This is a genomic window from Parabacteroides sp. PM6-13, from assembly GCF_029892605.1.
In the GTDB taxonomy this organism is placed as follows: Bacteria; Bacteroidota; Bacteroidia; order Bacteroidales; family Tannerellaceae; genus QVMG01.
This window is the reverse complement of sequence record NZ_JARXWF010000008.1, coordinates 1-13,377: the sequence shown is the minus strand read 5'-3', so window position 1 is coordinate 13,377 and position 13,377 is coordinate 1. Positions and strand designations below refer to the sequence as shown.

At 45.5% G+C, this 13,377-nt stretch carries 19 protein-coding genes and 1 tRNA gene; 14 read left to right on the top strand and 6 right to left on the bottom strand.

Features of this window, described 5'->3' with window-relative positions; genetic code table 11:
* Nucleotides 1-31: 31 nt before the first annotated feature.
* The 4 genes from M2134_RS08805 (at nt 32) to M2134_RS08790 (ending at nt 1,205) form a co-directional block, all read left to right on the top strand.
* The gene (locus tag M2134_RS08805) at nt 32-310 is read left to right on the top strand and encodes a hypothetical protein (RefSeq protein ID WP_280751392.1); all 279 of its coding nucleotides are present in this window, start codon (nt 32-34) and stop codon (nt 308-310) included.
* Between the two features lie 131 nt (nt 311-441).
* Complete coding sequence (locus M2134_RS08800; RefSeq protein ID WP_280751393.1) at nt 442-777, top strand: hypothetical protein; 336 nt, start codon at nt 442-444, stop codon at nt 775-777.
* A complete protein-coding gene (locus M2134_RS08795; RefSeq protein WP_280751394.1) occupies nt 767-1,024 on the top strand; it encodes a hypothetical protein in 258 nt (85 codons plus the stop codon). Before M2134_RS08800 ends, M2134_RS08795 begins: the two co-directional genes overlap by 11 nt.
* A complete protein-coding gene (locus M2134_RS08790; RefSeq protein ID WP_280751395.1) occupies nt 1,014-1,205 on the top strand; it encodes a hypothetical protein in 192 nt (63 codons plus the stop codon). Before M2134_RS08795 ends, M2134_RS08790 begins: the two co-directional genes overlap by 11 nt.
* Nucleotides 1,206-1,388: 183 nt before the next feature.
* Here M2134_RS08790 and M2134_RS08785 read toward each other — a convergent pair whose 3' ends face one another.
* Nucleotides 1,389-1,832, bottom strand: coding sequence for a hypothetical protein (locus tag M2134_RS08785; RefSeq protein WP_280751396.1), 444 nt, complete (start codon nt 1,830-1,832; stop codon nt 1,389-1,391).
* A 21-nt stretch (nt 1,833-1,853) separates the two neighbouring features.
* On the bottom strand, nt 1,854-2,174 hold the full coding sequence (locus tag M2134_RS08780) for a helix-turn-helix transcriptional regulator (protein ID WP_280751397.1): 321 nt from the start codon (nt 2,172-2,174) through the stop codon (nt 1,854-1,856).
* Between the two features lie 88 nt (nt 2,175-2,262).
* On the opposite strand from M2134_RS08780, the gene M2134_RS08775 reads away from it, so the two are divergent.
* The 5 genes from M2134_RS08775 (at nt 2,263) to M2134_RS08755 (ending at nt 3,811) form a co-directional block, all read left to right on the top strand.
* Nucleotides 2,263-2,556 carry a hypothetical protein gene (locus M2134_RS08775; protein WP_280751398.1) on the top strand — a complete coding sequence of 98 codons (294 nt, stop codon included), beginning with the start codon at nt 2,263-2,265 and terminating at the stop codon, nt 2,554-2,556.
* Nucleotides 2,557-2,621: 65 nt separating this feature from the next.
* A complete protein-coding gene (locus M2134_RS08770) occupies nt 2,622-2,951 on the top strand; it encodes an SH3 beta-barrel fold-containing protein (protein ID WP_280751399.1) in 330 nt (109 codons plus the stop codon).
* 148 nt (nt 2,952-3,099) lie between these two features.
* Nucleotides 3,100-3,282, top strand: a complete 183-nt coding sequence (locus M2134_RS08765; protein WP_280751400.1) for a hypothetical protein — start codon at nt 3,100-3,102, stop codon at nt 3,280-3,282.
* A gap of 26 nt (nt 3,283-3,308) precedes the next feature.
* Nucleotides 3,309-3,545: a hypothetical protein gene (locus M2134_RS08760; RefSeq protein WP_280751401.1), complete on the top strand. Its 237-nt coding sequence runs from the start codon at nt 3,309-3,311 to the stop codon at nt 3,543-3,545.
* Nucleotides 3,542-3,811 carry a hypothetical protein gene (locus tag M2134_RS08755; RefSeq protein ID WP_280751402.1) on the top strand — a complete coding sequence of 90 codons (270 nt, stop codon included), beginning with the start codon at nt 3,542-3,544 and terminating at the stop codon, nt 3,809-3,811. Before M2134_RS08760 ends, M2134_RS08755 begins: the two co-directional genes overlap by 4 nt.
* Nucleotides 3,812-3,975: 164 nt before the next feature.
* Here the strand turns inward: M2134_RS08755 and M2134_RS08750 are convergent.
* Nucleotides 3,976-4,049, bottom strand: a tRNA-Ala gene (locus M2134_RS08750).
* A gap of 150 nt (nt 4,050-4,199) precedes the next feature.
* On the opposite strand from M2134_RS08750, the gene M2134_RS08745 reads away from it, so the two are divergent.
* Entirely contained in the window at nt 4,200-4,520 is a 321-nt protein-coding gene (locus M2134_RS08745; RefSeq protein WP_280751403.1) for a DUF4286 family protein, read from the top strand.
* Nucleotides 4,513-5,070 (top strand): crossover junction endodeoxyribonuclease RuvC, encoded by a 558-nt coding sequence (ruvC, locus tag M2134_RS08740; protein ID WP_280751404.1) that lies wholly within the window; start codon nt 4,513-4,515, stop codon nt 5,068-5,070. The genes M2134_RS08745 and ruvC overlap by 8 nt, the downstream gene beginning before the upstream one ends.
* Nucleotides 5,071-5,077: 7 nt before the next feature.
* On the opposite strand, the gene M2134_RS08735 is transcribed toward ruvC, so the two are convergent.
* Nucleotides 5,078-6,364: an O-acetylhomoserine aminocarboxypropyltransferase/cysteine synthase family protein gene (locus M2134_RS08735; protein WP_280751405.1), complete on the bottom strand. Its 1,287-nt coding sequence runs from the start codon at nt 6,362-6,364 to the stop codon at nt 5,078-5,080.
* A 179-nt stretch (nt 6,365-6,543) separates the two neighbouring features.
* On the opposite strand from M2134_RS08735, the gene M2134_RS08730 reads away from it, so the two are divergent.
* The gene (locus M2134_RS08730) at nt 6,544-7,005 is read left to right on the top strand and encodes an Lrp/AsnC family transcriptional regulator (RefSeq protein ID WP_280751406.1); all 462 of its coding nucleotides are present in this window, start codon (nt 6,544-6,546) and stop codon (nt 7,003-7,005) included.
* An 83-nt stretch (nt 7,006-7,088) separates the two neighbouring features.
* On the opposite strand, the gene gdhA is transcribed toward M2134_RS08730, so the two are convergent.
* Complete coding sequence (gene gdhA, locus M2134_RS08725) at nt 7,089-8,423, bottom strand: NADP-specific glutamate dehydrogenase (RefSeq protein ID WP_280751407.1); 1,335 nt, start codon at nt 8,421-8,423, stop codon at nt 7,089-7,091.
* A 108-nt stretch (nt 8,424-8,531) separates the two neighbouring features.
* Between gdhA and M2134_RS08720 the strand changes: the two genes are divergently transcribed.
* A complete protein-coding gene (locus tag M2134_RS08720) occupies nt 8,532-11,486 on the top strand; it encodes a PEP/pyruvate-binding domain-containing protein (RefSeq protein ID WP_280751408.1) in 2,955 nt (984 codons plus the stop codon).
* Between the two features lie 49 nt (nt 11,487-11,535).
* Here M2134_RS08720 and M2134_RS08715 read toward each other — a convergent pair whose 3' ends face one another.
* Nucleotides 11,536-12,099 (bottom strand): hypothetical protein, encoded by a 564-nt coding sequence (locus tag M2134_RS08715; protein WP_280751409.1) that lies wholly within the window; start codon nt 12,097-12,099, stop codon nt 11,536-11,538.
* A gap of 228 nt (nt 12,100-12,327) precedes the next feature.
* Here M2134_RS08715 and M2134_RS08710 point away from each other — a divergent pair, with 228 nt between their 5' ends.
* Nucleotides 12,328-13,317: a DUF6624 domain-containing protein gene (locus tag M2134_RS08710; RefSeq protein WP_280751410.1), complete on the top strand. Its 990-nt coding sequence runs from the start codon at nt 12,328-12,330 to the stop codon at nt 13,315-13,317.
* The last annotated feature ends 60 nt before the right edge of the window (nt 13,318-13,377 follow it).

The following is a 13,377-nucleotide window of genomic DNA, read 5'->3' as shown; positions in this document are numbered from 1 at the left end:
AACTTCATCCGGGGGCATAATATAAAGACAGATGAATATTAGAGAACTACCCAAAGAATTTACAAAGTTCGGCGATACCTTCAGACAAGAAGGCTATAACCCGGCAACAGAGATGTATCTATACAGTCGTACGTTAGAAGCTGATCCGAGCGTGATATACTACGAAGTTTTTAAGCGTAAGATTGGCAACGAATATAAACAGCCGGACAAAAAGTGTGTTCGCTATCCTGGGAACGAAGACTTTGGAAAGTGGGCTAAATGTTGCCGAGACCGTGAAAAAGCAAAACAGTACTACGATAATGGTGTTTAGAATCTCATATTTGAGAGAAGGGTAGAGATTTCAGCCACTTTCTCCGCTTAGGTGATCGTGGTATCATTTGAAAAATAAAATTGCTTATTTGCGTACACGGGAAGCTTTGAAAACAACAAAGATTTACAAAGATGAAGAAAGGACAGACGAATAACCCCAATGGCAGACCTAAAGGAGTGCCAAATAAGATAACAGGGGAATTGAAAAGCTGGATTCAGCAGGTTATTGATGGTAACCGAGTGCAGTTTGAAAAGGATTTGAAAGAGTTAGATCCTAAAGACAGGGTGCAGGTACTTGAGAAATTGATGCAGTACGTTGTGCCAAAGCAGCAGTCTGTGAGTGTTGATGCGCAGATTGCCTGCGAATATAAAGAGTTAGAGAAGCTGTTACTATCTGCTCCTGATGAGGTTGTGGATAGGCTGGCAGAGCGAATACAAACATTAAATAATTTGAATCATGAAGATTAAACTATCAAAAGAACAGAAAGCAAAATTGTTGTCATCTGTGGCAACTGGAGTTTTGGACACGAGCGAGTTTCCAGAGTGGTATGAAGCGTTTACCGGATTAAAACCGATGCCAATAGGTATGGCAAAGAAGATTGCTGCCGCTCTTGAACTGGAAGGATTGACGGATGAAGAATTAGAATCAAGAATTGACGATCTGTCTGAAAAACTCGGATGGAAAGTTATAAAACCAGCGCAAGATGGCAAGTGAAGAGAAAGTAAAGCGGCTCATTGCTCACATTCAGGGCAACCCGATAGACCAGCACACTATCACGGTAATTGATAACACTACGGATGGCAGAGGGAAGATATTACAGCAGGTGTTTTGCGACCATATCGGCGAAGATATTATCATTGAGGTGATCGACAAGGCAGAACAGGTAGACGATTGATGTGTGCTTTGATTCAGCGTTAAGGGGTGTTCTGTGATGGGATGCCCTTTCTTTTTGATAGGTCGTAAAGAATTTAACACCCTTGGCCCGCTTTCACAATTCTGTGGAAACGACATGTCACTAAAGACTTCTCAATTTAGACGGCCTAAGATTCTGGAAGAGTATATTGGAGGGTCTAACTGATTATTCAGATATATCCACACCTGTTAAAGCAAAAATAACGTTCTCTAATTGATGAAAACTATTAACCCTAATTGCTCCATTTCGCCATAATTTATTGATAACAGAAGTTTGAACATACACCTCCCATATGTCACGGACAACATGAACTAATGTCCCTGAAACCCTATGTTTTAGTATACAATGAACATATTCATCATCATCATAATCATCTTCGTTAAATTCAACAATATCAAATCCGCAAAAATCACGCAAATCGTAGTGGTAGATATCTACAGGATATAAATTCTCGAATTTATAAAATTCGCTACTGTCGTAAAATTCAAGTTCTAATGAGTTTATACCATCTTTCAATATCTCATCAACTATTACTGTATTGCCGCAAAAAAAGCCCGACGGGCTTAAAGCTAACCTATTCCCTACTCGCAATTCATTTCGATCTACCATCTCATTTGTCTTTATGTATCATTATTCCTTCCCTATCTTTATCTTCCCACCACAATACGGACAGTTCACTACATCTTTTGCCGGTTGCTCGAAAAGATCCGTTACCGGGACTTCCAAAGCAGAGGCGATCTTACCGAGAGTTTCAATGGTGGGGTTGCCGTTGATATTCCGAGTGAGGGTATTTGGAGTAATATCTAACAACTTCGCTAAAGCCTCCATAGTCATACCTCTTTCTTTACATACTTCTTTTACTCTTAAATTCATACTATACATTTTAATGTTATACTGCAAATGTACTGAAAATTCATCATAATGTAGATAATATTTAGATAAATTCATCATAATGTATGTTTTTAACACTTTTTGTTTGGCTGGATATACATTATAGTGTATATTTGCAGTATAGAAATCAACATTAAAACGTATAGACATGACAACAACATCAAAAATAAGCAAGAGAGCCGTAATGATCCGGGCATGGAACATCTACCGTCGTGGAAGTTATTCTAAGAACTTCGGAGAGTGCCTGTCAAGAGCTTGGTGGGTTGAGAAAGAAACTATCATCTACAACGCTAAGCAGGCAGCTATCGAAGCAGAGAAAGAAAGATTAGCTAAGTGGCACGCATCTGACGAATATAAAGCGTTATGCGCCCAACCAAGAAAGGTCGATCTATACGACTACTATCACGGTGAAGGATCACGGTATCGTTACTTCGGGGATTAATACATAGTACTGAGCCGACTTTTCGGCTGAGTCAATTAAATACAAACACTTTAATATACACGATTATGAGTACATCAAAAAGAAACGAGTTAAAAGGAATCATGGCAATGGCATGGCGTTTATTCCGAGTAACCGGTGAAGCCTTCGCAGATTGCCTGCGTAAAGCATGGGCGAACTTCAAGCTGGCGGCAGCAATGAGAACAGGTATTGTAAAGTTCTACTATCAGAAGGTAAACGGAGAGGTTAGACAGGCGTTTGGCACTTTGTCTGACAAGTATATCAATGTTGAGGTGAAAGGCTCACAGAGGGCAAAGAACGACCTACTTTTTACCTACTTCGACACCGAGAAACAAGCGTTCCGCTCATTCAAGAGGTTTAATATTCAAGCAATCTAAAGCTATTAGGGGCGATTTGCGGTGATATTTCGGATTTACGGTATAGATGTATGATTTGAAAAGAAAATGTCTTAAATCGCCTTAAAATGGCTTATAAATTAAAGATGGGATTTCCCCCTATTAAAAACAACATTAAAAACGTATAATCATGGTAAAAGAAATTGACGGTAAAGTAGTGATTGATCCCGAAGTCGTAGACAAAGGAAGTGTCAAGAAGATAAGAGAGGGTTTAATCAACCTAATGGTGGACGCAACAGGTAACCTGCCGTTAGAAATGGATAATCTTTGCGACTTGGCGTGGGTCATCCGCATATTGAGCGAAGAACAATAAAGTAATAATAATTAATTGATATAGATATGAAAACAAACATTTCACACACCCTTTTACACGAGGGGTTATTAGAGTTGGAAGAGCTAATTATTAAAGCACGTAACAAAGCTATGGAGTTGCAAGAAGATCAAGAGATAGACTATTGTAAAGAAGACCTCTGCGATATGCACACCGATCTAAATGAATGGATCGCCCAAGTAGCTAAATTTATTGGGTCGGTAGCAGGGTATAGATTTGAAAAGCAAATAGATGAAACAATATGAAAACAATAGACATAGACATAGACAAAGTAAAGATCGAAGCTGTGCATACCGGATTACTCGAAGTGATTATAGCGTTAAAAGAAGCACGTAGTAAAGTAAATGCACTTATGGACACAGAAGAGTTAGAGCCTTATATTAAACGCACCGAGAAGCTCGGCAACATAAGCGACACCTTATGCGAGTTCGGGACTGATATAGCGGAACTGATAGGTGTTTTCTTCTTTGATAGGGCAGAAGAAGAGATCGATAAGCAGATTGAGAACTAACAGAAGCCATTGTACGCTTCAACATTTTTGTTGAAACGACAGGTTGCCCCCGGATTTCAGTTGAGGTTCGGGGGATTTTTATTCAAAAAGAACACCCAAATCTACATTTATGGGTGTAAATCTGGGTGTAAATTTTGTAACTCGCTAATACTTAGCCTTATTTGTGGAGCATATCGGACTCGAACCGATCACCTTTAGACTGCCAGTCTAACGCTCTAGCCAGATGAGCTAATGCCCCATATCGGTCGTTTGCGGTGCAAATATAGTTATTTTTCTTATATTACATGGTTTTTGTTTCGCGAAGGTATATTTTTTTTGAGTTTGCCTCAGACGTTGCGGTGCGATGGTTAATTCACTACCTTTGTGGGAAAGATAGCGCATAGACACCATGATAGTTTATAATACCACTTTTCATATAGAGAAAGAGATTCTGGAGGAGGCTCTTTTGCATCTTCGAAAGATTTATATTCCGCAGGCGGCAGCCAGCGGTTTCCTTCATGCTCCCTGTTTGCGCCGGGTGATTCAGATGAGTGAGGAGGGAGAAGGCGAGAGTTATTCTGTTCAGTTTCATGTGAAAAATATTGAGACCCTGCAATATTGGCTGGAAGGAGAAGGTAATATGTTGCATCAAAAGCTGATCGAACGCTTTGGCAGTAAGATCGTGGGCTTTACTACCCTGTTGGATGAAATAGACTGGGCGCATGAGTAAGGAACGCATCATATTGGGCATCGACCCGGGAACGATTGTGATGGGATACGGCCTATTGAAAGTGACCGGTAACCGTCCGCAACTGATCGTCATGGGGGTGCTTCAGCTCAATAAATACGACGACCATTACCTGCGGTTGCGGAAGATATTCGAACGCGTATCGGCGCTCATTGATGAGTATCATCCCGACGAACTGGCTATCGAAGCGCCCTTTTATGGGAAAAACGTGCAGAGTATGCTGAAATTGGGACGTGCGCAGGGCGTAGCCATGGCGGCAGCGCTGGCGAAGGATATCCCTATTTTTGAATATGCCCCATTGAAGATCAAGATGGCTATCACCGGCAACGGGAAAGCCGCTAAAGAGCAGGTGGCGGCTATGTTGCAACGGATCCTGCATATCCCCAACGAATCGATGATTCCCGAACTGGATGCGACCGACGGCCTGGCGGCGGCTGTCTGCCATTACCTGCAGGCCAACAACCCAGTCTCCGACAAGAAATATACCGGCTGGAAAGACTATATCGCCCGCAATCCGGGAAAGGTGAAATAGGGCGGCCTTACAGGGCAGCCAGCCCTTGTTCCAGATCGGCTAATAAATCCTCTATATGTTCCGTGCCTATTGACAGGCGTACCGTGCCCGGTGTGATGCCCTGCTCGGCCAGTTGCGCTTCACTCAGTTGCGAATGGGTGGTGGTGGCCGGATGAATCACCAGCGATTTCACATCTGCTACATTGGCTAACAGGGAGAAGATTTCCAGGCTGTCGATGAAACGATGTGCCTCCTCTTGCCCTCCCGCTACTTCGAAGGTGAAGATGGAGCCTGCACCGCGCGGGAAATAACGATCGTACAGGTGATGATCCGGATGCTCGGGCAGGACGGGGTGGTTCACCCGTTTTACTTTCGGATGGTTTTTTAGGAAATGGACGACTGCCAGGGCATTTTCCACATGCCGCTCCACCCGGAGCGAAAGCGTTTCCAGGCCTTGCAACAGAATAAACGCATTGATGGGACTGATGGCTGCTCCCGTATCACGGAGCAGGATGGCCCGGATGCGGGTGATGTAGGCTGCCGCTCCGGCTGCTTCGACAAAACGGAGCCCGTGGTAACTGGCGTCGGGCTCCGTCAGCTGCGGGAATTTACCGGTGGCGCTCCAGTCGAACCGGCCGGCATCGATGATTACCCCACCCAGGGAAGAGCCGTGGCCGCCTATAAACTTTGTGGCCGAATGTACGACAATATCCGCTCCCCACTCGATGGGTCGAATCAGAAAGGGCGTGCCGAACGTATTATCGACAATCAAGGGAATATGGTGTTTGTGGGCGATGGTTGCCACTGCTTCCAGGTCGATGATATTGGAGTGGGGATTGCCTAATGTCTCCACAAAGACAGCCTTTGTATTTTCTTGGATCGCCTCTTCGAAATGAGAGAGGTCGGAGGGATCGACGAAGGTGGTCGTGATTCCGTAAGCGGGCAGGGTGTTCGCCAGGAGGTTGAACGTGCCCCCATAGATGGTCTTGGCGGAGACGATATGGTCGCCTGCCCGGGTGATATTCTCAAAGGCATAGGTGAGGGCGGCGGCTCCGGAGGCCACAGCCAGGGCGGCAACACCCCCTTCGAGCGCGGCCATCCGTTGTTCGAAAACGCTCTGGGTAGGATTGGTCAGGCGTCCGTAGATATTACCCGCGTCGCTCAACCCAAACCGGGCGGCGGCATGCGCCGAATCGTGGAAAACATAGGAGGTAGTCTGGTAGATAGGGACCGCCCGTGCGCCGGTAGCAGTGTCGGGTGTTTCTTGTCCTGCATGAAGCTGCAGTGTTTCGTAATGCCATTTTCTTGTTTCCATATTCTTTTCTTTTTAAGAGTGATTGACTCGTGTTGATTATTTTCCGACAAAGGTATGGGGTGCAGAAATATCAAACAAGAAAACGTTGAAATATGGAATATATAACTATTTTTGCTTTCTGTGTAGTATAAATATTCTAATTGGAAAAGAAAAAGAAACCCTAAACAGAATAATATTCTATGGAGACGTTGGATAAAATTGACTTACAGCTTTTGCGCATTTTGCAAAACAATTGCAAGCTGACCACCAAGGAGCTGGCGGGACAGGTGAATCTGTCGACCACCCCGGTATTCGAGCGTTTGAAACGCTTGGAAGGAGAGGGGTATATCAAGAAGTATGTAGCTATATTGGATGCCGACAAGCTAAACCTCGGGTTTGTGGTTTTTTGTAGTGTCAAATTGAGGAGGCTCAACCGCGATATCGCTGCCGAATTTTCCCGTATCATACAGGAGATTCCTGAGGTGACCGAGTGTTACAATGTGTCGGGAGAGTATGACTTTCTACTGAAGATCCATGCGCCGGACATGAAATACTACCAGGCGTTTATCCTGAATGTTCTGGGCACGATCGAGAGCTTAGGTTCGCTGACCAGCACGTTTGTCATGGCAGAGTTGAAGCATGGTTATGGGGTGGGAATCTGAAGAGAATGAAGAATGAAGAATGAAGAATGAGGAATCGAAGAATCTTAAAATTCTTCATTCTTCATCCCTCATTCTTCATTTATTTAGATGACTCCCTGTGCCATCATAGCCTTGGCGACTTTCATAAAGCCGGCTACATTGGCGCCTTTCACGTAGTTTACATATTCGCCTTCGCGACCATACATCACACATTGGTTGTGGATAGCGGTCATGATCTGTTGCAGTTTGGCATCCACCTCTTCGGCTGTCCAGGAGATATGCATGGCGTTCTGTGTCATTTCCAGACCGGAAGTAGCCACACCACCTGCGTTCACCGCCTTTCCGGGGCCAAACAATACCTTATGCTCAACGAACAGATCGGCTGCTTCTGCCGTACATCCCATATTGGATACTTCGGCTACGCAAAGCGTCTTGTTCTCGATCAATTGACGAGCATCGGCTTCACCCAATTCGTTTTGGGTAGCACAAGGAAGCGCGATGTCCACCTTTTGTCCCCAAGGACGTTTGCCTGCGAAGAACTGGGCATTCGGGAATTCTTGTACGTATGGTTCGACAATGTCGTTTCCTGAGTTACGCAGTTCCAACATATAATCGATCTTCTCGCCGGAGATGCCATCGGGATCATACACATATCCGTCGGGGCCGGAGATCGTTACCACTTTCGCACCCATCTCGGTCGCCTTCAGAGCAGCACCCCAGGCTACGTTACCGAATCCGGACAAAGCCACTGTCTTGCCCTTTATGTCGATATTATTCGCTTCGAGCATCTGTTTTACGAAATAGAGCGCGCCAAAACCGGTTGCTTCGGGACGCAGGATAGAACCTCCGAACTCCATGCCTTTACCGGTCATCGTACCGGTGTTCTCGCGTGCGAGCTTCTTATACATACCATACATATAAGCTACTTCACGACCACCTACGCCGATATCTCCGGCAGGCACATCGGTATCAGGGCCGATATTACGCCACAACTCCAGCATATAAGCCTGGCAGAAACGCATGATTTCCGCATCGCTTTTACCACGGGGAGCAAAATCCGATCCGCCTTTACCACCACCCATAGGCAACGTGGTCAACGCGTTTTTGAATGTTTGCTCGAATCCTAAGAATTTCAGGATAGACAGGTTTACAGAAGGATGGAAACGCAATCCCCCTTTATACGGGCCAATGGAATTGTTGAATTGTACACGATAGCCCAGGTTTACCTGAACCTCTCCTTTGTCGTCTACCCAAGCCACCCGGAACGTGAAGATACGATCGGGTTCTACAAGGCGTTCAATGATTTTTGCTTTTTCAAATTCAGGGTGTTGGTTATACACTTCTTCAATGGAGATTAAAACCTCCTTTACTGCCTGCAAATACTCCTTTTCTCCCGGATGCTTTGCTTCTAAGGCGTTCATGAATTCATCTGTCTTCATAGTGTTTAATGTTTTAAAGGAATAACAATATGCTCACAAATGTATGCAATTTTGTGGATTGGCAAACTTTTTTGCTTACTTTTGGATAGTAAAAGTGTTAAATATCCTATGAGTGGTATACCGGACTTCAAAAATTTAGTTTTTCGCGACACCTCGTTTGCGAACCTGATGAATAAGCGTATTTTTAATGTGTTGTTGATTGCAACCAAGTACGATGCTTTTATGCTGGAAGACGATGGACGCATCGACGAACAGTTATTCAATGAATATACCTCCCTTAGCCTGCGCTATCCTCCGCGGTTCACGCAGGTAACTACCGAGGCGGAGGCGCTTGCGGAGCTGGCCGATCGTAATTTCGAGTTGATCATCTGCATGCCGAATATGGACGACAAGGACATCTTTGCCGCCGCCAAAGAGATTAAACGCCATTATCCTGCGATCCCGATCGTGGTATTGACCCCCTTTTCCAAAGAGGTATCGAAGCGCGTGGCCAGCGAAGACATGGAGGCGATCGATTATATCTTCAGTTGGCTGGGCAATGCGGAACTCTTGCTTGCCATCATCAAACTACTGGAAGACAAGATGAACGCGCCCGACGATGTCGAGAGTGTCGGCGTGCAGATCATCCTCCTGGTCGAGGACTCGATCCGTTTCTATTCGTCCGCCCTGCCGCATTTGTATCGTTTCGTATTGGAACAGAGCCGGGAGTTTGCCAAAGAGGCGCTCAACGACCACCAGCGAACGCTGCGTATGCGTGGTCGTCCGAAGATCAAACTGGCACGTACCTATGAAGAGGCTGTCCGTATTTTCGACCAATACCGCAATCATATTCTGGGTATTATCTCCGATATGAGCTTCACGAACGACGGCATGAAAGACCCGCTTGCCGGGTTTAAGTTCGGCCATTATGTGCGCAAATCGGGCTTAGTGATCCCCATCATCCTGGAATCGTCCGAATCGTCCAACAGTGTATACGCCAAAGAACTGCAAGCCTCTTTCATCGATAAGAATTCGAAGAGCTATCCGCAGGACCTGAAAAAGAAGATCATGCGCCACTTCGGCTTTGGTGATTTCGTGATCCTCAACCCACAAACCAAAGAGGAGATCATGCGCATCAAGGATCTGAAGGATTTGCAGAAGAAGATATTCGATATACCCGACGAGTCATTGATCTACCACCTGTCGCGCAATCACTTCTCGCGCTTCTTCTATTCACGCGCCATGTTCCCTCCTGCGGAGGTATTAAAGAATGTGGATGTCAGCGATTATAAAGACATGGATGAAGCGCGTCAATTGATCTTCGACCTGATCGTGCAATACCGCCGCATGAAAAACTCCGGGGTAGTCGCTGTCTACCAGAAGGAGCGTTTCGACGAATACAGTAACTTTGCCCGTATCGGCAACGGTTCGCTGGGAGGAAAAGGGAGAGGTCTGGCGTTTATCGGGGCGATGGTGAAGCGTTATCCCGAATTAGACAGGGAGAATTTCAGCGTGACCATTCCCAAAACGGTGGTGATCTGTACGGATGTGTTCGACGATTTCATGGAATCCAACGATCTTTATCCGATTGCCCTGCATGAGGACAATGACGAAGTGATTCTGAATCATTTCCTACGTGCCAGCCTGCCGACTGAATTGATCGAGGATTTGATGGCTTTCTTCGACGTAGTGAAGGGACCGTTAGCGGTGCGTTCCTCCAGTCTGCTCGAGGACTCCCACTACCAACCGTTTGCCGGGATCTATTCGACCTATATGGTTCCCAAGACCGAAGATAAATATGATATGCTGCGCACGGTGAGCGATGCGATCAAAGCGGTCTATGCCTCTGTTTTTTATACCGACAGTAAGGCCTATATGACGGCTACCTCCAACCTGATCGACCAGGAGAAAATGGCCATCGTTTTGCAGGAGGTGGTTGGGACACGCTATAACAACCATTACTACCCGACCATTTCCGGCGTGGGGCGTTCGCTCAACTTCTACCCGATCGGTAACGAAAAGGCGGAAGACGGCATCGTCAATATCGCCCTTGGCTTGGGGAAATATATTGTTGACGGGGGACAAACCCTTCGTTTCTCGCCCCGCTATCCGCATAATATCCTTCAGATGAGCACGATGGATTTTGCGCTTCGTGAAACGCAAACCCGTTTCTACGCGCTCGATCTGGATAACCTGGCGGAGCATTTCTCGGTCGATGATTCTTTCAACCTATTGCGTCTCTCCCTGAAAGAGGCCGATGCCGACGGGTCGTTGCGCTATATTGTATCGACCTACGACCCCTATGATCAGATTATCCGCGACGGCTATTACGACGGAGGGCGGAAAATCCTCTCTTTTGTCAATATCCTGCAACACGATGTATTCCCGCTGGCGCAGACATTGGATGAGCTTCTGCATATCGGGCAGGCGGAGATGGCACGGCCGATCGAGATCGAGTTCGCGGTCAATATCCACCCCGACGATCCCTCCAAGGCGACCTTCTATCTGTTGCAGATACGTCCGACTGTCGACAATAAGGAGATTATGGAGGAAGACCTTACGTTTGTTCCCCAGGAAGATACGATTATCTCCTCCACCAGCGTGTTGGGACACGGCATCATAGGCGATGTCTACGATGTGATCTATGTGAAGACCAGTGCGTTCAATTCATCGAACAACCAATTGATCGCCTATGAAATAGAAAAGGTAAACCGGCAGTTCACCGACAGGGAGCAAGGCTATGTGTTAGTCGGTCCCGGCCGTTGGGGGAGCAGCGACCATTGGTTGGGCATCCCGGTGAAATGGCCGCATATCAGCAATGCCCGTGTGATTGTAGAATGTGGCTTAGAAAACTACCGGATCGACCCAAGTCAGGGCACCCACTTCTTCCAGAACCTCACTTCGTTTGGCGTAGGTTACTTCACGATCAACCCCTTCCGGGGCGATGGCTGGTTCGACGAGGCCTTCCTCAACGAGCAACCGGCGGTCTATGAATCGGATTTCCTCCGGCATGTGCGCTTCGAACAACCCGTCGTAGCCAAGATGAACGGAAAGAAAAGCCTGGGCGTGGTGCTAAAGCCATAAGAAAAAGAAGAGGGTGCATTGACTGATGCACCCTCGTTCGACTAACGACCTATTCTGCAGGAGGCGTAAACATCCTGACTCTTTCCTCTTTTTGTTTCCTCTCTTCCTCTTTCCGCTGGATCTCCTGCTCCACATCGAGCCAGATGAGGTATTGCCCTTCTGAGAGGATCTTTTTCATCTTCTTATCGCGCTTGGCGATATCTTTCTCAGACTCTACCGGGATCTGAGGCATGGCCCGGCCGGGCATAGTGCCCCGTCCTTCCCGGTTGAAGTCGCCATCCCCCGGAGGCATACCGCCACTCGGTCGCCCACCGCCGAAGCTACCGCCACCTGGCTGCCCACCACCCGGAGGGCCTCCGGCAGGTCTTTCGCCCGAGAAGGCAGGCATCTCGCTCTCTTTCGGCTGCAAAGCCTTGGCTTGGCTCAGGTAGACCTTATACACTTTTTTGTATTGTTTGTCATCGAGCCCCAACTCCTGCCGGTAGAATTCCGCTTTCTGTTCCGCTATTTCTTTCGGCTCCATCTGGGCTTGGGGCATCCGCCTGTCTGTCTGTGCCGATAAAGCCGCTGTTATGCAAACGGATAATACCACTAATAAGCATACTTTTTTCATCATCATCTTCTATTGTGTTATGTGTTTGTAAAAGAGACTTCAATATTAGTCGCTTTGCCGTAGGGGTAAAAACAAAATAGATGAATCATGCCTTTTTATCGATGAATAGGGTGGAGGAGGTGTATAGGTGTTATGATGCAATTATGCCGAGCTGACAGATATTTGCTACATTTGTAGGCGTAAAAAAAGTCTTTTTTAGATGGGAACCATAATAAATATAACAAGCAAATGAGACAAATATTTTGTTTAATATTCTTATTTATAGCCACTTTAGCTCATGCGCAAACAGTGAATGAGATTGTAGATAATTGCTTGAAAGCATTGGAAAATAAAGATATTCAAACATTAAGGAAAGAGTATCCTACCCTCTATTTACAGTTTGTCAAGGAAGTTGAGCCTAATTATATTAATGCAGGAAAAAGTGTCAGCAACTTGGATTATAAACAAGCATTTTCCAACCTTTACGAGTTGATTTCAGAAGGTTATATGTTTGATGAAATTAGGAATGACAATAACTTTCAAAACTTACATGGTTTGGATGAATGGGGGAATTTTATTGGTTACATCGATTCGATAACAGCTAACTATAATAATGAGTTACGGAAAGAACTAAATAAAATACAATATGAAGACCAAGGTATTCGGCTGTTGTTACTAAATGTTCAAAAATCGAAAGGACTGAGTAATCCAACTACTCTTTTAATCAGAGAAGAGATGGAGCAAGTCGATAGTATAAATGCTATTAGAGTTCAGCAATTGATAGATGAATTTGGGTGGTTAGGGGAATCTGAAATTGGCAGTGAAGCAAACCAAACTCTATTTTTGGCAATTCAGCACGTTGATGATTTAATTGTTCAGGAAAAATATTTGCCTCTTTTGGAGCAAGCGGTTAAGGAGGGTAATGCAGAAGCATGGCAATTTGCTTTTCTAACAGACAGAATATTAATGAATCAAGGGAAATTTCAGGTTTATGGTACTCAAATGATAATAGGAGAAAACCCCGAAGACAGCTATATTGTTCCATTGCAAAATCCCGAAAAAGTTGATGAATTAAGACATGAGGTTGGTTTAGAACCACTGAACGATTATCTTCGAGAGGAAGACATGGAATGGGATCTTGAGAAGTACAAAGCGAATTTACCTCGTGTTTTGAAACTATATGAAAAACGAAATTCAAAAAACAGAGGCTGTAATTTGAACTGTGTCAGCAAAGCGTAATAAAAGTATTAACTTTGCTAACACAGTTTTTTTATGGAAGATTTTAATTTTGAAGAGATT